Source organism: Streptomyces iranensis, from assembly GCF_017874715.1.
GTDB classification, from domain to species: domain Bacteria; phylum Actinomycetota; class Actinomycetes; order Streptomycetales; family Streptomycetaceae; genus Streptomyces; species Streptomyces iranensis.
Window position 1 is genome coordinate 138,833 of sequence record NZ_JAGGLR010000009.1, and the last position, 16,915, is coordinate 155,747.

At 73.1% G+C, this 16,915-nt stretch carries 19 protein-coding genes; 14 read left to right on the forward strand and 5 right to left on the reverse strand.

The window, feature by feature from the left end; translation table 11 throughout:
• Window positions 1-16 precede the first annotated feature (16 nt).
• Complete coding sequence (locus J2Z30_RS18125; RefSeq protein ID WP_372453282.1) at window positions 17-244, forward strand: DUF397 domain-containing protein; 228 nt, start codon at window positions 17-19, stop codon at window positions 242-244.
• Between the two features lie 63 nt (window positions 245-307).
• On the opposite strand, the gene J2Z30_RS18130 is transcribed toward J2Z30_RS18125, so the two are convergent.
• The gene (locus J2Z30_RS18130; RefSeq protein WP_044568141.1) at window positions 308-1,489 is read right to left on the reverse strand and encodes an 8-amino-7-oxononanoate synthase; all 1,182 of its coding nucleotides are present in this window, start codon (window positions 1,487-1,489) and stop codon (window positions 308-310) included.
• Window positions 1,490-1,659: 170 nt separating this feature from the next.
• On the opposite strand from J2Z30_RS18130, the gene bioB reads away from it, so the two are divergent.
• The 9 genes from bioB (at window position 1,660) to J2Z30_RS18175 (ending at window position 10,798) form a co-directional block, all read left to right on the forward strand.
• A complete protein-coding gene (gene bioB, locus J2Z30_RS18135) occupies window positions 1,660-2,925 on the forward strand; it encodes a biotin synthase BioB (protein ID WP_044568142.1) in 1,266 nt (421 codons plus the stop codon).
• Complete coding sequence (locus J2Z30_RS18140) at window positions 2,918-4,234, forward strand: adenosylmethionine--8-amino-7-oxononanoate transaminase (RefSeq protein WP_044568143.1); 1,317 nt, start codon at window positions 2,918-2,920, stop codon at window positions 4,232-4,234. The genes bioB and J2Z30_RS18140 overlap by 8 nt, the downstream gene beginning before the upstream one ends.
• A gap of 120 nt (window positions 4,235-4,354) precedes the next feature.
• Entirely contained in the window at window positions 4,355-5,059 is a 705-nt protein-coding gene (bioD, locus tag J2Z30_RS18145) for a dethiobiotin synthase (protein ID WP_044568145.1), read from the forward strand.
• A gap of 99 nt (window positions 5,060-5,158) precedes the next feature.
• A complete protein-coding gene (locus J2Z30_RS18150) occupies window positions 5,159-5,842 on the forward strand; it encodes a class I SAM-dependent methyltransferase (RefSeq protein WP_044568146.1) in 684 nt (227 codons plus the stop codon).
• 110 nt (window positions 5,843-5,952) lie between these two features.
• Window positions 5,953-6,771: an ABC transporter ATP-binding protein gene (locus J2Z30_RS18155; protein ID WP_044580993.1), complete on the forward strand. Its 819-nt coding sequence runs from the start codon at window positions 5,953-5,955 to the stop codon at window positions 6,769-6,771.
• A gap of 113 nt (window positions 6,772-6,884) precedes the next feature.
• Window positions 6,885-7,796 carry an LLM class F420-dependent oxidoreductase gene (locus J2Z30_RS18160; protein ID WP_044568148.1) on the forward strand — a complete coding sequence of 304 codons (912 nt, stop codon included), beginning with the start codon at window positions 6,885-6,887 and terminating at the stop codon, window positions 7,794-7,796.
• A gap of 9 nt (window positions 7,797-7,805) precedes the next feature.
• Entirely contained in the window at window positions 7,806-8,273 is a 468-nt protein-coding gene (locus tag J2Z30_RS18165) for a GNAT family N-acetyltransferase (RefSeq protein WP_486389187.1), read from the forward strand.
• A gap of 150 nt (window positions 8,274-8,423) precedes the next feature.
• Window positions 8,424-9,797 (forward strand): hemolysin family protein, encoded by a 1,374-nt coding sequence (locus J2Z30_RS18170; protein ID WP_044568151.1) that lies wholly within the window; start codon window positions 8,424-8,426, stop codon window positions 9,795-9,797.
• Window positions 9,794-10,798 (forward strand): hemolysin family protein, encoded by a 1,005-nt coding sequence (locus J2Z30_RS18175; protein ID WP_044568152.1) that lies wholly within the window; start codon window positions 9,794-9,796, stop codon window positions 10,796-10,798. Before J2Z30_RS18170 ends, J2Z30_RS18175 begins: the two co-directional genes overlap by 4 nt.
• Window positions 10,799-10,822: 24 nt before the next feature.
• Here J2Z30_RS18175 and J2Z30_RS18180 read toward each other — a convergent pair whose 3' ends face one another.
• A complete protein-coding gene (locus J2Z30_RS18180; protein ID WP_372453283.1) occupies window positions 10,823-11,077 on the reverse strand; it encodes a hypothetical protein in 255 nt (84 codons plus the stop codon).
• Between the two features lie 90 nt (window positions 11,078-11,167).
• Window positions 11,168-11,398: a hypothetical protein gene (locus J2Z30_RS18185; RefSeq protein ID WP_245388135.1), complete on the reverse strand. Its 231-nt coding sequence runs from the start codon at window positions 11,396-11,398 to the stop codon at window positions 11,168-11,170.
• 66 nt (window positions 11,399-11,464) lie between these two features.
• Here J2Z30_RS18185 and J2Z30_RS18190 point away from each other — a divergent pair, with 66 nt between their 5' ends.
• The 3 genes from J2Z30_RS18190 (at window position 11,465) to mug (ending at window position 14,329) form a co-directional block, all read left to right on the forward strand.
• Window positions 11,465-12,235 carry an SGNH/GDSL hydrolase family protein gene (locus J2Z30_RS18190; protein WP_044568154.1) on the forward strand — a complete coding sequence of 257 codons (771 nt, stop codon included), beginning with the start codon at window positions 11,465-11,467 and terminating at the stop codon, window positions 12,233-12,235.
• Window positions 12,236-12,344: 109 nt separating this feature from the next.
• Window positions 12,345-13,778, forward strand: coding sequence for an adenylosuccinate lyase (gene purB / locus J2Z30_RS18195; RefSeq protein ID WP_044568155.1), 1,434 nt, complete (start codon window positions 12,345-12,347; stop codon window positions 13,776-13,778).
• 8 nt (window positions 13,779-13,786) lie between these two features.
• On the forward strand, window positions 13,787-14,329 hold the full coding sequence (gene mug / locus J2Z30_RS18200; RefSeq protein WP_044568156.1) for a G/U mismatch-specific DNA glycosylase: 543 nt from the start codon (window positions 13,787-13,789) through the stop codon (window positions 14,327-14,329).
• 72 nt (window positions 14,330-14,401) lie between these two features.
• Here mug and J2Z30_RS18205 read toward each other — a convergent pair whose 3' ends face one another.
• Window positions 14,402-15,022, reverse strand: coding sequence for an L-threonylcarbamoyladenylate synthase (locus J2Z30_RS18205; RefSeq protein WP_044568157.1), 621 nt, complete (start codon window positions 15,020-15,022; stop codon window positions 14,402-14,404).
• Window positions 15,023-15,093: 71 nt separating this feature from the next.
• Window positions 15,094-15,534, reverse strand: coding sequence for a hypothetical protein (locus J2Z30_RS18210; RefSeq protein ID WP_044568159.1), 441 nt, complete (start codon window positions 15,532-15,534; stop codon window positions 15,094-15,096).
• 149 nt (window positions 15,535-15,683) lie between these two features.
• Between J2Z30_RS18210 and J2Z30_RS18215 the strand changes: the two genes are divergently transcribed.
• A complete protein-coding gene (locus J2Z30_RS18215; protein WP_044568160.1) occupies window positions 15,684-16,904 on the forward strand; it encodes an ROK family protein in 1,221 nt (406 codons plus the stop codon).
• Window positions 16,905-16,915: the final 11 nt, after the last annotated feature.

Below are 16,915 nucleotides of genomic sequence, written 5' to 3' on the forward strand. Positions count from 1 at the left end.
GGGCACCATGTCCAAAATGTCCGCCAACTCCGTCGACTGGCTGCGCAGCAGCTACAGCGTCGGAATGAACAACTGCGTCGAGACGGCCCTGCTGGGGCCCGACCGGCTCGGCGTGCGCGATTCGAAGAACACGGCGGGCCCCGTCCTGCTGTTCACCCCGTCGACCTGGGTCTCCTTCCTCGAGGGACTCAAGAGCGACGGCCCCGGCTCCGGCACCTCCCGCTCGGCCGGAACCGGAAGCTGATCCGTCAGTGAAGTATCTCTTCCGCCGGTGAGCTGATCCGCTCACCCTCCCGTCAGTGAGCCATCAGGCGGTCGGCGCGGTCCTCACGATCACGTCGACCGCCTCTTCGATCTGCTCCGCCGTCAGATTCCCGCGCGCGGTCAGCCGCAGCCGGGAGACGCCGTCCGGGACGGACGGCGGGCGGAAGCACCCCACCATCAGCCCGGCCGCGCGGCAGTCCGCGGCCCAGCGCACCGCCTTCTCCGGCGACGGGGCCCGCACCGACACCACCGACGCGTCCGGCCGCACCGCGGCCAGCCCGGCGGCGGCCAGCCGCCCGTACAGCCCCATCGCGACCGTACGGACGCGGGCGGCGCGCTCCGGCTCCCGGCGCAGCAGCCCCAGGCTCGCCAGGGCGGCGCCCACGGCCGCCGGGTTGAGCCCGGTGTCGAAGATGAACGTCCGCGCGGAGTTCACCAGATGCCCGATGACCCGGGCGGGCCCCAGCACCGCCCCGCCCTGGCTGCCCAGCGACTTGGAGAGGGTGGCCGTGACCACCACGTCCGGCGCGCCCGCGAGCCCGGCCTCGTGCACCGCGCCGCGCCCGCCCTCGCCGAGCACCCCCAGGCCGTGCGCCTCGTCCACCACCAGCGCCGCGCCGTACTGCCGGGAGGCACCGGCGAGGGCGGCCAGCGGGGCGGCGTCGCCGTCGACGGAGAAGACCGCGTCGCTGACGACGAGGGCGCGCCGCCGCGCCTCCCCTGCGTCCCCTTCGGCCGCCTCGGCCGCGTCCAGCGCCTTGCGCACGGCGTCCGGGTCGGCGTGCGGGACGACGGCGATCTCGGCCCGGGAGAGCCGGCAGCCGTCGATGAGCGAGGCGTGGTTGTCCGCGTCGGAGACGACCATGGCGTCCCGGCCGCTCAGCGCGGAGACGGCGGCCAGATTGGCCGCGTAGCCGGAGGAGAACACCAGGGCCGCCTCGAATCCGCAGAACTCGGCGAGTTCCCGCTCCAGTGTGGTGTGCAGCTCGGTGGAGCCGGTGACCAGGCGGGAGCCGGTCGACCCGGCGCCCCAGCGATGCGCCGCCGCGGCCGCGGCGGCCGTCACCTCCGGGTGCCGGGCCAGCCCCAGGTAGTCATTGCTCGCCAGATCGAGCAGCGGGGAGTCGGCGGGGCGGGGGCTGAGCCTGCGCATCAGCCCCGCCCGGTCGCGCCGCTCCCGCTGTGCGTCGATCCATGCGAACGCGTCGTCGCGGTCCTGGGGCATCGGCTGCCTCGCCTTCCGTGGACTCGTCTCGGGCACCGGCTGTCGGGTCCGGATAGAACGTAGCCTCGTCCATGCCCGGTCAATGGTGTGGCAATACACACACCCCGATCAGCGCGTCTTGTACGGTCTCTCCTTGGCCGCGGGCGGTGGGGTAGGAAAGGATCGTCGCCATGGACCTGCTGAACACGCTGGTGGAGAAGGGGCTGCGGCGCGAGACGCCCACCCGCGAAGAGGCGCTCGCCGTTTTGGCGACCTCCGATGACGAGCTGCTCGATGTGGTGGCCGCGGCGGGCAAGGTGCGCCGCGCCTGGTTCGGGCGGCGGGTGAAGCTCAACTATCTGGTGAACCTCAAGTCGGGGCTGTGCCCCGAGGACTGTTCGTACTGCTCGCAGCGGCTGGGCTCGAAGTCGGAGATCCTCAAGTACACCTGGCTCAAGCCGGAGCAGGCGGCCGCCGCGGCGGGCGCCGGGGTCGCGGGCGGCGCCAAGCGGGTGTGCCTGGTCGCCAGCGGGCGCGGCCCGACCGACCGCGATGTGGACCGGGTCTCCCAGACCATCGCCGCCATCAAGGACGAGCACCAGGACGTCGAGATCTGCGCCTGTCTGGGACTGCTGTCCGACGGCCAGGCGGAGCGGCTGAAGGACGCGGGGGCGAACGCGTACAACCACAACCTCAACACCTCCGAGGCGACGTACGGCGACATCACCACCACCCACACCTACGCCGACCGGGTCTCGACCGTGCAGCAGGCCCAGGCGGCGGGGATGTCCGCCTGCTCCGGGCTGATCGCGGGCATGGGCGAGTCCGATGCGGACCTGGTGGACGTGGTCTTCTCGCTGCGCGAGCTGGACCCGGACTCGGTGCCGGTCAACTTCCTCATCCCGATCGAGGGCACCCCGCTGGCCGGGGACTGGAACCTCACCCCGCAGCGCTGTCTGCGGATCCTGGCCATGGTGCGGTTCGTCTGCCCGGACGTCGAGGTGCGGCTCGCGGGCGGCCGCGAGATCCATCTGCGGACGCTCCAGCCGCTGGCCCTGAACCTGGCGAACTCGATCTTCCTCGGCGACTATCTGACCACCGAGGGCCAGGCGGGCGAGGACGATCTGGCGATGATCGCCGACGCGGGCTTCGAGGTGGAGGGCACCGACACCACGACGCTGCCCGCGCACCGCGCGGACGCAGCTGCCGCCGCCGGTTCCGGCTGCGGCGGTCACGGCGCGGAGGGCGGCGGCTGCGGCCCGTGCGGTGACGCGGCGCCCACCGACGCCGTGCCCGCCGACGCCGTGTCCGCCGACCGCGTGCCCGCCGATGCCGTACCGGCTCGGGCGGCGGCCGGTGCGACGGTCTCCGCCCCCGCGGGCACGCAGGAGTCCCACGCCGGCCTGGTCGCGGTGCGCCGCCGCGGCGCGGGCACGGATCTGCCGCCAAATGCCTGAGCCGCTGACCCCGGCCGAGCTGCGGGAGCTGGACCGGCAGCACGTCTGGCATCCGTACGGCCCGATGCCCGGCCGCCAGGACCCGCTGGTCGTGGAGTCCGCGGCCGGGGTCCGGCTGCGGCTGGCCGAGCCGGTGGAGGGCGTCCGCGAGCTGGTGGACGGAATGTCGTCGTGGTGGTCCGCCATCCACGGCTACAACCACCCGACGCTCAACGACGCCGCGCGCGGTCAGCTGGACCGGATGAGCCATGTGATGTTCGGCGGGCTCACCCATGAGCCCGCCGTCCGGCTGGCCACCCGGCTGGTGGAGATCACACCCGAGCCGCTCCAGCACGTCTTCCTCGCCGACTCCGGTTCGGTGTCGGTCGAGGTCGCGGTGAAGATGTGCCTGCAGTACTGGCGCTCCCTCGGCCGCCCCGCCAAGCGGCGGCTGCTGACCTGGCGTGGCGGCTATCACGGCGACACCTGGCAGCCGATGGCGGTGTGCGACCCGGACGGCGGCATGCACCGGCTGTGGTCCGGTGTGCTGCCCGAGCAGATCTTCGCGGACGCGCCGCCGCCCGGCTTCGACGCGGACCCCGACCCGGCGTACGAACGCCACGTCCGTGAGCTGGTGGCCCGCCACGCCCATGAGCTGGCCGCGGTGATCGTGGAGCCCGTGGTGCAGGGCGCGGGCGGGATGCGCTTCCACTCCCCCGCGCTGCTACGGGTGCTGCGCGAGGCGTGCGACGAGCACGATGTGCTGCTGGTGTTCGACGAGATCGCCACGGGCTTCGGCCGCTCGGGCGCGCTCTTCGCGGCCGAACACGCGGGGGTGTGCCCCGATGTGATGTGTCTGGGCAAGGCGCTGACCGGGGGTTATCTGACCCTCGCCGCCACCTTGTGCACTCCGCGGGTGGCGGAGGGCATCTCGCGCGGCGAGGTGCCGGTGCTCGCCCACGGCCCGACCTTCATGGGCAATCCGCTGGCCACGGCCGTGGCCAGCGCCTCGATCGATCTGCTGCTCTCCTACGACTGGCGGCAGGAGGTCAAGCGGATCGAGACCGGGCTGCGGGACGGTCTCGCGGAGGCGGCCGCCGTGCCGGGCGTCCGGGACGTACGGGTGCTCGGCGCGATCGGCGTCGTCCAGCTGGACCGTCCGATGGACGACGCGGCGATGGCGGCGGCGACGCGGGCCGCGGTGCGCGAGGGCGTGTGGCTGCGCCCGTTCCGCGATCTGCTGTACACCATGCCGCCGTACATCACCGGGGACCACGATCTGGCCCGGATCTGCGCGGCGGTCCGGACGGCCGCGGCCGCGGCCGTCTGACCCGCCCGCCCCGCTCGCGGCCGGCTCTTCCCAAGAGACCGGCCGCGGGCTGGGGCATGCGAGGGCAGTCCGGGCGACGGCCCGGGGCACGAACGAAACCGAAAGGCAACGGAAACAAAGATGACAGTCCTGGTCGTCACCGGTACGGGCACCGAGATCGGAAAGACCGTCAGCACGGCGGCCGTCGCCGCCGCGGCGCTCGCGCACGGCCGCTCGGTGGCGGTGCTCAAGCCCGCTCAGACCGGCATCGCGGAGGGCGAGCCGGGCGATGCCGCGGAGGTGGCCCGCCTCGCCGGGGCGGTGACCCTGCTCGAACTCGCCCGCTACCCCGAGCCGCTGGCCCCCGCCACCGCCGCCCGCCGCGCCGGACTGCCTCCGGTGCGGCCGCACGAGGTGGCCGAGGCGACCGAGAAGCTGGCCACCGAGCACGATCTGGTGCTGGTCGAGGGCGCGGGCGGGCTGCTCGTACGGTTCGACGAGACGGGGGCGACGCTCGCCGACGCGGCCCGGCTGCTCGGCGCGCCCGTCCTCGTCGTCGCCCACGCGGGCCTCGGCACGCTCAACGCGACCACCCTGACCACCGAGGCACTGCGCGCCCGCGGGCTGGAGTGTCCCGGCGTCGTCATCGGCAGCTGGCCCGCCGCCGCGGATCTCGCCTCCCGCTGCAACGTGGCCGATCTGCCGGAGTCCTCCGGCGTCCCGCTGCTGGGCGCCGTCCCCCAGGGTGCCCCCGCCCTGCCGCCCGCCGAGTTCCGCGCCCAGGCTCCCGGTTGGCTGGCGCCCCGGCTGGACGGCACCTGGGACCCGGCGCGGCTGGCCGCGTAGCGGCACCCCCCGCCTGGGCAGAATCCGGGTACCGGTCGTCGTCCATCCCCGGACGCAGCCGGGACAAACCGTCCGCACCTGGGACAAGGGGGAGCTCCCATGCCCGTATGCCGTCGCACACCCCCGCGTGACGCCGTCCACCATCCGCTCTTCGCCCGCTGCTACGCCAGACTGAGCCCGTCGGCCGACGAGCGGGCCGGGCTGGGCAAGCTGCGCGGCGAGCTGCTGGCCGGGCTCTCCGGCCGGGTCATCGAGATCGGCGCGGGCAACGGGCTGAACTTCCCGCACTACCCCGAGACCGTCTCCGAGGTCGTCGCCATCGAGCCGGAGCGCCATCTGCGGCGGCTGGCCACCCGGGCGGGGCTGCGCGCCGGGGTGCCCGTGGACGTGGTGCCGGGCGTCGCCGAGGCGCTGCCGGTCAAGAGCGAGGGGTTCGACGCGGCGGTGGCCTGTCTGGTGCTGTGTTCGGTGCGCGATGTGCGGCGCGCGCTCGCCGAGCTGCTGCGGGTGCTGCGGCCCGGCGGTGAGCTGCGCTTCCTCGAGCACGGCCGCGCCGAGGGGCGGGTCCTGGCGACGACCCAGTGGGCGCTGGACCGCACGGTGTGGCCGCTGATGTTCGGCGGCTGCCATACGGCGCGTGAGGCGCGGTCGGAGATCGCGGCCGCGGGCTTCGAGCCGATCGGCCACCGCCGGCTGCGCATCCCGGACCGGGGCCCGACGCTGCCGACGTCCCCGTGCGTGCTCGGCGCCGCCCGCCGCCCATCGGCGCCCTCCGGTCCCTGATCGCCTTCCCGTCGGCGTTCGCATTCCCGTACGCCCGCGTCCGCAGGCGCGCGTACCGGCGGCCGGGTCCCTACCATCGAGGGCACGACGTTCCGATACGGGGAGGCATCATGTCCACACCGGCGGCAACGAAGACGGACGGGTTCGCGGACGGCGGCGCCCACGCGGCGGCCCGAGCCCGGTCCCTGACCAAGGCGTACGGCAGCGGCGAGACGGCCGTGCTCGCGCTGGACGCGGTGGACGTGGAGATCGAACGGGGCAGGTTCACCGCGGTGATGGGCCCGTCCGGCTCCGGCAAGTCCACTCTGATGCACTGTCTGGCGGGTCTCGACACGGTCTCGTCGGGCCGGGCCTGGCTGGGCGACACCGAGATCACCGGCCTGGGCGACAAGGAGCTGACCCAGCTCCGCCGCGACCGGATCGGCTTCATGTTCCAGTCGTTCAATCTGCTGCCCACGCTCAACGCGGCCGAGAACATCACCCTGCCCATGGACATCGCGGGCCGCAAACCCGACCAGGAGTGGGTGGACCGGGTCATCGACACCCTCGGGCTGCGGGACCGGCTGCGGCACCGGCCCGCCCAGCTGTCCGGCGGGCAGCAGCAGCGGGTGGCGTGCGCGCGGGCGCTCGCCTCCCGCCCCGAGCTGATCTTCGCGGACGAGCCGACCGGCAACCTGGACTCACGGTCGGGCCTGGAGGTGCTGCGCTTCCTGCGGGAGGCCGTGGACGAACTGGGCCAGACGGTCGTCATGGTCACCCACGACCCGACCGCCGCCGCCCACTCCGATCTGGTGCTCTTCCTCGCCGACGGCCGGATCGTGGACCGGATGGAACGGCCCACGGCCGAGGCGGTGCTGGAGCGGATGCACATCTTCGCGGCCGCCACCGCGCCGCCCGGGGCCGCCCCGGACCCCGATCCGCTGAACTGAGCGCCGGGGCCCCGGCCCGGTGCCCGATCGGCCGGGCCGCCGAATGAGGGTGAGCGGCCCCGAACGGAGCCGATCTCGGATACGTTCGCGGTATCCGCGATCAAGGAGGGCTCATGGCAAGGCCGTTCCGTTTCGGAGTCAACCTGCTCACCCTCGAATCGGCCGAGGCATGGCGGGGGAAGTGCCGCCACGCCGAGCAGCTCGGCTATGACGTGCTGCTGGCCCCCGACCACCTCGGCAACCCCGCCCCGTTCCCGGCACTGGCCACCGCCGCCGAGGTGACCGAGCGCCCGCGGCTGGGCACCTTCGTGCTCAACGCCGGCTTCTGGAACCCCGCGCTGCTCGCCCGGGAGGTGGCCACCTGTGACGCGCTCACCGACGGCCGGCTGGAGCTCGGCCTGGGCGCCGGCTACGTCAAGGCCGAGCACGACAGCGCCGGGCTGCCGTTCGGTTCGCCAGGGGAGCGGGTCGACCATCTGGTGCACACCGTGGCCGAGTTGGAGCGCCTGCTGACCGATTCCGAGCACCGGCCGCGGTCCACCCAGTCCCCGCGCCCGCCGCTGCTGCTCGGCGGCAACGGCGACCGGCTGCTGCGGCTGGCCGCGCGCCACGCGGACATCGCGGCCTTCACCGGCGCGGCGCAGCCCGCCGGCAAGCCCCAGGGCACCCTGCAGCTGATCAGCCCCGAGGCGCTGGAGGGCCGGATCGCCGCCTTCCGCCGCTTCGCCGCCGAAGCGGAGCGGACCAAGGGGACCGATGAGACCGGCATCGAGCTGAACTATCTCATCCAGATGGTCGGCCCCACCGACGACCGGCGCGCCAAGGTCCGTGAGCTGGGCCCGTACGCACCCGACCTCACCGAGGACCAGCTGCTGGAGCACCCGGCGCTGCTGCTGGGCGGCGCCAAGGAGATGGCGGAGCAGCTGCGGGCCCACCGCGAGCGGTTCGGCTTCTCGTACTTCACCGTGCTGGAGCACAACATGGAGGCGTTCGCCCCGGTGATCGAGGAGCTGCACGGCGGCTGACCCGGCGGAATCCCGTCGACGCCGCGGTCCGCCCGATGGTGGGATACGGCCATGAACGATCTCCGGATACGGGCCGCGGCCCCCGCCGACCTCGACACCGTGCTCACCTTCTGGAAGGAGGCGGCTGAGGGCACCAGCATCAGCGACGACCGGGACGGGGTGGCCCGGCTGCTCGACCGCGACCCGGAGTCGCTGCTGCTGGCCGAGCGGGACGGTGAGCTCGCCGGAACCGTGATCGCCGGTTTCGACGGCTGGCGCTGCCATCTGTACCGGCTGGCCGTCCACCCCGGGCACCGCCGCCAGGGCGTGGCGACGGCCCTCCTGGCGGCGGCCGAGGAGCGGTTCGCGGCCCTGGGCGGACGGCGCGGCGACGCGATGGTGCTCAAGGAGAACGAGCTCGCCCACCACGCGTGGAGCGCGGCGGGCTATGCGCCGCAGCCGCAGTGGAGCCGCTGGGTCAAGCCGCTGCGCCCCTGACCCCGGCGGCCCTCCCGGGCGCGGCGCCGCCGTGCGGAGCCTTCAGGGCCTGTCTGGGGTTGTGATCTGGGCTCGCGGGGCGTGGCACGCACGCTCCCTGATCCAGGTCACAACCCCAGACAGGCCCTAGCATGGGACGGAGGTGAACCGATGACCGAAGTCCTCCTCCTGGCCGTGGCCCTCCTCCTGGCGGTGGCCTGTGGCGCCTTCGTCGCGGCGGAGTTCTCGCTGACCACGGTCGAGCGCAGCGAGCTGGAACTCGCGGCCGGGCGCCGGGAGCGCGGCGCGGCCGGGGCGCTGAAGGCCGTGCGGAGCCTCACTTACCAGCTCTCCGGCGCGCAGCTCGGCATCACCGTGACCAATCTGGTCGTCGGCATGCTGGCGGAACCGTCCGTCGCGGCCCTGCTGGCCGGGCCGCTCACCGCGATCGGCGTACCCCAGTCGGCCGTCCACTCGACCGCGCTGGTGCTCGGCACCTTCCTGTCCACCGTCGTGCTGATGGTCGTCGGCGAGCTGGTGCCCAAGAACTGGGCGATCTCCCGGCCGCTGCCGGTCGCCAAGGCCGTGGCCACTCCGCAGCGCGTCTTCAGCTCCGTCTTCCGCCCGCTGATCAGTCATCTCAACAACACCGCCAACCGCACCGTGCGCCGGATGGGCCTGGAGCCCGCCGAGGAGCTGGCCTCCGCGCGCGGTCCGCAGGAGCTGATCGCCCTCGCCCGGCACTCGGCCAAGGAGGGCGCGCTGGAGAAGGGCACCGCCGAGCTGTTCGTCCGCACCCTCAACCTCGCCGGGCTCACCGCGGAGAACGTGATGACCCCGAGGGTACGGGTGGTGGCGCTGGACGTACGGGCCACCGCCGAGGACGTGGCCAACGCGACCCGCGCCACCGGGCTGTCCCGCTTCCCCATCTACCGGGGCAGCCTGGACACCGTCGCCGGGCTCGTCCACATCAAGGACGTGCTGGCGGTCCCCGCCGAGGAGCGGCCCCGGCGCCCGGTGTCGGAGGTGATGCGCGACGCGGTGTTCGTCCCGGAGCCGCTCACCGTGGACCGGCTGCTGGACCGGCTCTCGGCCCAGCGCAGCATGGCCGTGGTGATCGACGAGTACGGCGGTACGGCCGGGGTCGTCACCCTGGAGGACATCGTCGAGGAGGTGGTCGGCGAGGTCCGCGACGAGCACGATCCGCATGAGACCGCCCAGCTGATTCCGATGGGCCGGGACCCCGAGGGCCATACGCTGTACGACGCGGACGGCGCGGCCCGCGTCGACCAGCTGGAGCGCATCGGGCTGCGGGTGCCCCCGGGCCCGTACGAGACGCTGGCCGGGCTCATCGCCACCGAGCTGGGCCGGATCCCGGCCGTCGGCGACACCGTCGAGCCGGCGGGCTGGTCGGTGGAGGTACGGAAGGTGACGAGCCACCGGGCGGCCCGGGTCCGGCTGCGGGCGCCGCTGCGCGGCGCCGGGGGCGATGGCGGCGACGGGGCCGGCGGTGTGCACGGGGCCGAGGGGGCGACGGGCCGATGACCGTTCTCCAACTGCTGATCGGCCTGTTGACGCTGGTCCTCAACGCCTTCTTCGTGGGCGCGGAGTTCGCCCTGATCTCGGTGCGCCGCGGCCAGATCGAACCGCATGCCCAGCAGGGCGACCGGCGGGCGCGGGCCGTGCTGTGGGGCCTGGAGCACCTCTCCGCGCTGCTGGCCGCCGCCCAGCTCGGGATCACGCTGTGCACGCTGGTGCTGGGCGCCGTGGCGGAACCGGCCATCGCGCATCTGCTGGAGCCCCTGTTCCATGTGGTGGGTCTGCCACTGGGTCTGGTGCACCCGATCTCGTTCGTGATCGCGCTGAGCCTGGCCACATATCTGCACATGCTGTTCGGCGAGATGGTGCCGAAGAACGTGGCGCTGGCCGAGCCGGTGCGCACCGTGCTGCTGCTCGGCCCGCCCCTGGTCACCCTCGCCCGCGCCCTGCGCCCGGTGATCTTCGGCGTGAACGCCCTGGCGAACGGGGTGCTGAAGCTGTTGCGCGTGGAACCCAAGGGCGAGGTCTCGGCCACCTTCTCCGACGATGAGCTGGCCCGGATGGTCTCGGACTCCAGCGAGGCCGGGCTGCTGGACGACCGCGCCACCGAGCGGCTGCGGGACGCGCTGGAGCTTGCCCGGCGACGGGTGCGGGACGTGGTGCTGCCCATGGGCCGGGTGGTCAGGGCGCGGCTCGGGGTGACCCCCGATGAGCTGGAGCGGCTGTCGGCGCGGACCGGCTTCTCACGGTTCCCGGTGGTGGACGACTCCGGGCGGATCCTGGGCTATCTGCATGTGAAGGACGCGCTGGACGCACGGCCCCGGGAGGTGCCGTTCCGCCCCGATCAGCTGCGCCCGATCCCCCGGGTGCGGTCGCTCACGCCGCTGGACGACGTGCTCACCGCGATGCGCGACAGCCGTACCCATCTCGCGGCGGTCATCGCCGCGGACGGACGGCTGGAGGGGCTGGTGACCATGGAGGACGTACTGCGCGAGCTGGTCGCCTGAGGGGTCCCGCCGACCCGTGCCCGATCAATCCTCGGTCTGTCTGGACTCATGGGCGATGATGCACGCCTGCCAGTGGGCCAGCGCCTCCTCCCGGCCGCCGCCGCCCTCCTCGGCCACCGCCACCAGCGCATGGGCGGCCATCGCGGCGAGCCGCACCGCGACCCGGCACGCATCGCGCGTCTCCAGCGGCTCCAGGAGGGCGGCGGCGCCCTCCCCGTCGTCGGCGAGCGCGGCGGCGACGATGGCCATGGTCGTACGGTCGCATTCGAAGGCATCCACGCCGACCAGACTGCCCCGCCGCGCGGCGCGCGGAACCCCGGACGGTCCAACCGGTCCAACCGCGGCCCCGGCCGGACGGCCGGGCGAGGCTCAGCGGCCGGGCCCGGAACCGGGGCCGGGGCCGGGCCGGGTGCCCATCGGGTCGTAGCGGAAGATCACGTACTCGACCCGTCCGATGACCTTGGTGCGGTTCGTCCGCCGGTACAGCTCGGGTGGCCGAAAGATGTTGTCGTCGTAGATGTCCGCGCCGGGCTCCACATTCCAGCTGGCGGTCGTCCCGTTCCGCGCTCCGCCCTCGAAGTAGATGTGGGTCATCGCCATGCGGCTCATCATGCTCGCGCTCGGCGGTCCACGCAGCCCACGCACCCGGATAGAATCGCCCGAGCCATGCAGACGAACATCACCTACAGCAGCTTTGTCGCGGTCGGCGACTCCTTCACCGAGGGCATGTCGGACGCGCTTCCCGACGGCACCTACCGAGGCTGGGCGGATCTGCTCGCCGGGCGGCTCGCCGCCCGCGGCCCCGGCTTCCGCTACGCCAACCTCGCGGTCCGCGGCAAGCTCATCGGGCAGATCGTCGAGGAGCAGACGGGCCCGGCGGCGGCCATGGGCGCCGACCTGGTGACCCTGGTCGGCGGGCTGAACGATGTGCTGCGGCCGAAATGCGACGTGGACCAGGTGTGCGGACTGCTGGAGGAGGCCGTCGAGCGGCTGGCGCCCAGCTGCAAACGGCTGGTGCTGATGCGCAGCCCGGGTCGGCGCGGACCGGTGCTGGAGCGGTTCCTGCCCCGGATGGAGCGGCTGTTCGCGTTCATCGACGAACTCGGCGCGCGGCATGACGCGACCGTCGTGGACCTGTACGCCTCCGACGCCGTCGGGGACCCCCGGATGTGGCACGAGGACCGGCTGCATCTGAACGCCGAGGGGCACCGGCGGGTCGCCGAGGCCGTATGGCAGGCGCTGGGCCTCGAGCCGGAGGAGGACTGGAACGCGCCCCTGCCGCCCGCGGTGCCCGTCGGGTGGCTGGCCCGCCGGACCTCGGATGCGCGGTTCGCCCGCCAGCACCTCGGGCCGTGGATCGGCAGGCGGCTGACCGGCCGCTCCTCGGGCGACGGACGGGCCCCCAAGCGCGCCGAGCTGCTGCCGTACGAGGACTGATCCACGAACCCCAGGTCCAGGGCCGTTCCGCGGGATCCGTACGGTCTGTTCGGCGGGGTCCCTCGGCCACCGGTCTGGCCTGCGAGGACGGCCAGTAGACTCTGTGCACGTGACTGGTAAGCCGCGCATTCCGAACGTCCTGGCCAACCGCTACGCCTCCACGGAGCTGGCCGTCCTGTGGTCCCCCGAGTACAAGGTGACGCTGGAGCGGCGGCTGTGGCTCGCCGTGCTCCGCGCCCAGAAGGACCTCGGAATCGAGGTGCCGGACGCCGCCCTCGCCGACTACGAGCGGGTCCTGGAGACCGTCGACCTGGCCTCGATCGCCGAGCGCGAGAAGGTCACCCGCCACGATGTGAAGGCCCGCATCGAGGAGTTCAACGCCCTCGCCGGCCATGAGCACGTCCACAAGGGCATGACCTCCCGCGATCTCACCGAGAACGTGGAGCAGCTCCAGATCCGGCTCTCCCTGGAGCTGGTGCGGGACCGTACGGTCGCCGTGCTGGCCCGGCTCGGCAAGCTGGCCGCCGACCACGCCGAGCTGGTGATGGCCGGCCGGTCGCACAATGTCGCGGCGCAGGCCACCACGCTCGGCAAGCGGTTCGCCACCGCGGCGGACGAGCTGCTGGTGGCGTACGAACGGCTGGAGAACCTGCTGGGCCGCTATCCGCTGCGGGGCATCAAGGGTCCGGTCGGCACCGCGCAGGACATGCTGGACCTGCTCGGCGGCGACGCGGCGAAGCTGGCCGAGCTGGAGCGGCGGATCGCCACCCACCTCGGCTTCGGGCAGGCGTTCACCTCCGTCGGCCAGGTCTATCCGCGCTCGCTGGACTACGACGTCGTCACCGCGCTGGTGCAGCTGGCCGCGGCCCCGTCCTCGCTGGCCAAGACCATTCGGCTGATGGCCGGGCACGAGCTGGTGACCGAGGGCTTCAAGCCCGGCCAGGTCGGCTCGTCCGCGATGCCGCACAAGATGAACACCCGCTCCTGCGAGCGCGTGAACGGCCTCGCGGTGATCCTGCGCGGCTACGCCTCGATGACCGGGGAGCTGGCGGGCGACCAGTGGAACGAGGGCGATGTCTCCTGCTCGGTGGTGCGCCGGGTCGCGCTGCCGGACGCGTTCTTCGCCTTCGACGGGCTGCTGGAGACCTTCCTGACCGTGCTGGACGAGTTCGGCGCCTTCCCCGCCGTCGTCGCCCGTGAGCTGGACCGCTACCTCCCCTTCCTCGCCACCACGAAGGTGCTGATGGGCGCCGTACGGGCCGGGGTGGGCCGCGAGGTCGCCCATGAGGCGATCAAGGAGCACGCGGTGGGCGCGGCGCTGGCGATGCGCGAGCGGGGCGCCGAGCGCAATGAGCTGCTCGACTCGCTCGCCTCCGATGAGCGGATCCCGCTGGACCGGGCCGCATTGGGCGCGCTGATGGACGACAAGCTCTCCTTCACGGGTGCGGCCGCGGACCAGGTAGGCGCGGTGGTCGCCAGGATCGAGGAGATCGTCAAGGAGCGGCCGGAGGCCGCCGCCTACGCTCCCGGCTCGATCCTCTGACGCCGGCGATGACCCCCGCCGAGCTGGAGGCCGCCCGCGACCGCCTCGTCCCCGATGTGGTCGCGGACGGTCTGCGCGTCCTCTTCTGCGGTATCAACCCGGGGCTGATGACGGCCGCCACCGGCCACCACTTCGCCCGCCCCGGCAACCGGTTCTGGCCCGCCCTGCACGCCTCGGGGTTCACCCCCCGACGGCTCGATCCGTCCGAGCAGTCGGAGCTGGTGCGCCATGGGCTCGGCATCACCAACGTGGTGGCGCGCGCCAGTGCCCGAGCCGATGAGCTGAGCGACGAGGAGTACCGGGAGGGCGGCCGGATCCTGGAGGAGAAGGTGCTCCGGCTGCGGCCGCGCTGGCTCGCGGTGGCGGGGGTCACCGCCTACCGGGTCGCCTTCGGCGACAAGAAGGCGAAGATCGGGCCGCAGACGAGGACCATAGGCGAGACCAGGATCTGGGCCCTGCCGAACCCGAGCGGGCTCAACGCGCACTGGACGCTGCCCGCCATGGCGGAGGAGTACGGCCGCCTCAGGGCCGCCGCCGAGGCCGACGGCTAGGCGGACGCCGGTCCCGCTGCGCCCTCGGTTACGCCTGGACACCTGAGACATGAGGTGATGCCGTCGGCACGGTCACTCGAACCGTGCCGTGTCGCCTGCCCCTCGGCGTACGATCTCGGCTTCGCCGCCGGACAAGTCGATGACCGTGGTCGGCTCGGTGCCGCAGTCACCCGAGTCCACCACGGCGTCCACCACGTGGTCGAGCCGTTCTTTGATCTCCCAGCCCTGCGTCATCGGCTCGTCCTCATCGGGCAGGAGCAGGGTGCTGGAGAGCAGCGGCTCACCGAGGTCGGCCAGCAGGGCCTGAGTGGCGGCATGGTCAGGAATCCGGACTCCGACCGTCTTCTTCTTCGGGTGCAGCAGCTGCCGCGGCACCTCCTTCGTCGCCGGGAGAATGAAGGTGTAACTGCCGGGCGTCGCTGCTTTGATCACACGGAACACATCTTTGTCGACGTGCACGAACTGGCCCAGCTGCGCGAAGTTCTGGCACACCAGCGTGAAGTGGTGACGCTCGTCGAGATTTCGGATCGACCGGATCCGGCCGAGGCCGTCACGATTGCCCAGCCGGCATCCCAGTGCGAAGCAGGAGTCCGTCGGGTAGGCGACGAGCGCGCCGGAGCGGATCATGTCAGCCACATTGCTGATGGTGCGCGGCTGTGGATTATCGGGGTGCACATCGAAATACTTCGCCATCCACCGAGCCTATGCGATCAGGACACCCCGGTCGTTTCGTGCCCCGGACCAGGCCGGACATCGCTCTGGTGTCATATCGTCCCTTCCTCCCCTATCGCCACCAGCAGCTGGAACGGGAGCTCGCGGTCGCCCTGCCCGACCCCCAGCCCGACCCAGCGGCCGTCGACGCGCCAGACACGCAGCTCGGGTACGTAACCGCACAGCGTGTCCAGCGGGGGCGGGACCGGCTCGCCCATCGCCGAGCGCTCCAGGGAGTCGGTGAGGTCGAGGACGTCGGGGGCGCCCCACCGTAAGGTCAGCACCTGCGCCAGCACGCTCAGCTCGGCCTCGAACTCCTCCAGCACCTCCTCGACCCGGGTCAGATCCGCGTCCCAGAAGTCCTCGCTGACGCGGAGGTCGGCGACATGGAAGCCGGGGCCGCTCTCCACCCATCCGTCGGCGGTCCGCTGCGCGGGGAAGTCCCGCGCGCGCAGCTGATCGATCGTGCTCACATGGTCCGCCGTACTGGTCATGGCGTCAGTAAACCGTGTAGGTCGGACATCTGGCCGCCCGTCAGGTGACCCGCGCGAGGGCCGGGCGGTCCGAGCTGGGAAGAGGCACTCGCCGCCTCCGCGCCCAGCGGATACGATCCGGCAGATACGCACTGGGAGGGAGGCCGACGTTGGGGCGGCTCACCGGCGGGGATCCGTCTCTGCTGCGACGCATCAACTCCGCCGTGGTCCTGCACGCGCTGCGCGCGGCCACCGCGTCCGGCACGGCCACCGGCGGTGCCCAGGACGAGGCGGGCGGCTGCGCCGGGAGCGCGAGCCTCACCGATCTGACCCGGGTGACCGGGCTGTCCCGGCCCACCGTCGAGGGGGTGATCGACGGGCTGGCCGACAGTGGTCTGGTGGTCGAGGTGCCCGCCGAGGAAGGCGGTGTCCGCCGCCAGGGACGCCCCGCGCGCCGCTTCCGCTTCCGGGCCGAGGCCGGGCATCTGCTGGGCATAGAGATAGGGCCGCACCGGGTGGCCGCGCTCCTGTCGGACCTCGACGGACACGCGCTCGGCTCGATCGTGCGCGAGGTGTCGGAGAAGGCGTCCGCGGACGAGCGGCTGGAGCGGGTGCGCACCACCGTCGCGGATCTGCTGCGGCGCGCCGGGGTGGCCCGGTTCTCGCTGCGCGCGGTCGGGGTGGGCAGCCCCGGCGTCGTCGAGGCCGACGGCACCGTCCACCTGTGCACCGCGCTCCCCGGCTGGACCGGGCTGCCCCTGGGTGAGCGGCTGCGGCGGTCCTTCCGCTGTCCGGTGCTGGTGGAGAACGACGCGAACACGGCCGCGGTGGCCGAGCACTGGAAGGGCGCGGCGGCCGGTTCGGACGATGTGGTCTTCGTGCTGGCCGGGTTGAGCCCGGGGGCCGGGTCGTTGATCGGCGGGCGGCTCCACCGCGGCTTCGGCGGCGCCGCCGGGGAGATCGGGGCGCTGCATCTGCTGGGCCGGGAGGCCGCCCCGGAGGAGGTGCTCTCCACGACCGGGGAGCCGCTGAACCCGCTGGACGAGGCGCAGGTGGCGCATGTCTTCGCGCTGGCCCGGGACGGCGACGCGCGGGCGCGCGCGGCCGTGGACCGCTTCGTCCGCAGGCTGGTGCACGACACGGCGGCCCTGGTGCTGGCGCTGGACCCCGAGGTCGTGGTGGTGGGCGGCTGGGCCGCCGGTCTTGACGGGGTGCTGGCCCCGCTGCGCGACGAGCTGTCGCGCTACTGTCTGCGGCCCCCGCAGGTCGCGCTCTCGCTGCTCGGCGAGGCGGCGGTGACCACGGGGGCGCTGCGGCTGGCCCTGGACCATGTGGAGCAGGAGCTGTTCGCGGTCGACAGCACGGTGACGACCCGCCGCGCGAGCCGCTGACGCGGGAGGCA

Coding starts and splice junctions, on each gene's coding strand:
- J2Z30_RS18125 (WP_372453282.1), top strand. CDS start 17: ATGTCCGCCAACTCCGTCGACTGGCTGCGCAGCAGCTACAGCGTCGGA.
- J2Z30_RS18130 (WP_044568141.1), bottom strand. CDS start 1,489: ATGCCCCAGGACCGCGACGACGCGTTCGCATGGATCGACGCACAGCGG.
- bioB (WP_044568142.1), top strand. CDS start 1,660: ATGGACCTGCTGAACACGCTGGTGGAGAAGGGGCTGCGGCGCGAGACG.
- J2Z30_RS18140 (WP_044568143.1), top strand. CDS start 2,918: ATGCCTGAGCCGCTGACCCCGGCCGAGCTGCGGGAGCTGGACCGGCAG.
- bioD (WP_044568145.1), top strand. CDS start 4,355: ATGACAGTCCTGGTCGTCACCGGTACGGGCACCGAGATCGGAAAGACC.
- J2Z30_RS18150 (WP_044568146.1), top strand. CDS start 5,159: ATGCCCGTATGCCGTCGCACACCCCCGCGTGACGCCGTCCACCATCCG.
- J2Z30_RS18155 (WP_044580993.1), top strand. CDS start 5,953: ATGTCCACACCGGCGGCAACGAAGACGGACGGGTTCGCGGACGGCGGC.
- J2Z30_RS18160 (WP_044568148.1), top strand. CDS start 6,885: ATGGCAAGGCCGTTCCGTTTCGGAGTCAACCTGCTCACCCTCGAATCG.
- J2Z30_RS18170 (WP_044568151.1), top strand. CDS start 8,424: ATGACCGAAGTCCTCCTCCTGGCCGTGGCCCTCCTCCTGGCGGTGGCC.
- J2Z30_RS18175 (WP_044568152.1), top strand. CDS start 9,794: ATGACCGTTCTCCAACTGCTGATCGGCCTGTTGACGCTGGTCCTCAAC.
- J2Z30_RS18185 (WP_245388135.1), bottom strand. CDS start 11,398: ATGGCGATGACCCACATCTACTTCGAGGGCGGAGCGCGGAACGGGACG.
- J2Z30_RS18190 (WP_044568154.1), top strand. CDS start 11,465: ATGCAGACGAACATCACCTACAGCAGCTTTGTCGCGGTCGGCGACTCC.
- mug (WP_044568156.1), top strand. CDS start 13,787: ATGACCCCCGCCGAGCTGGAGGCCGCCCGCGACCGCCTCGTCCCCGAT.
- J2Z30_RS18205 (WP_044568157.1), bottom strand. CDS start 15,022: ATGGCGAAGTATTTCGATGTGCACCCCGATAATCCACAGCCGCGCACC.
- J2Z30_RS18210 (WP_044568159.1), bottom strand. CDS start 15,534: ATGACCAGTACGGCGGACCATGTGAGCACGATCGATCAGCTGCGCGCG.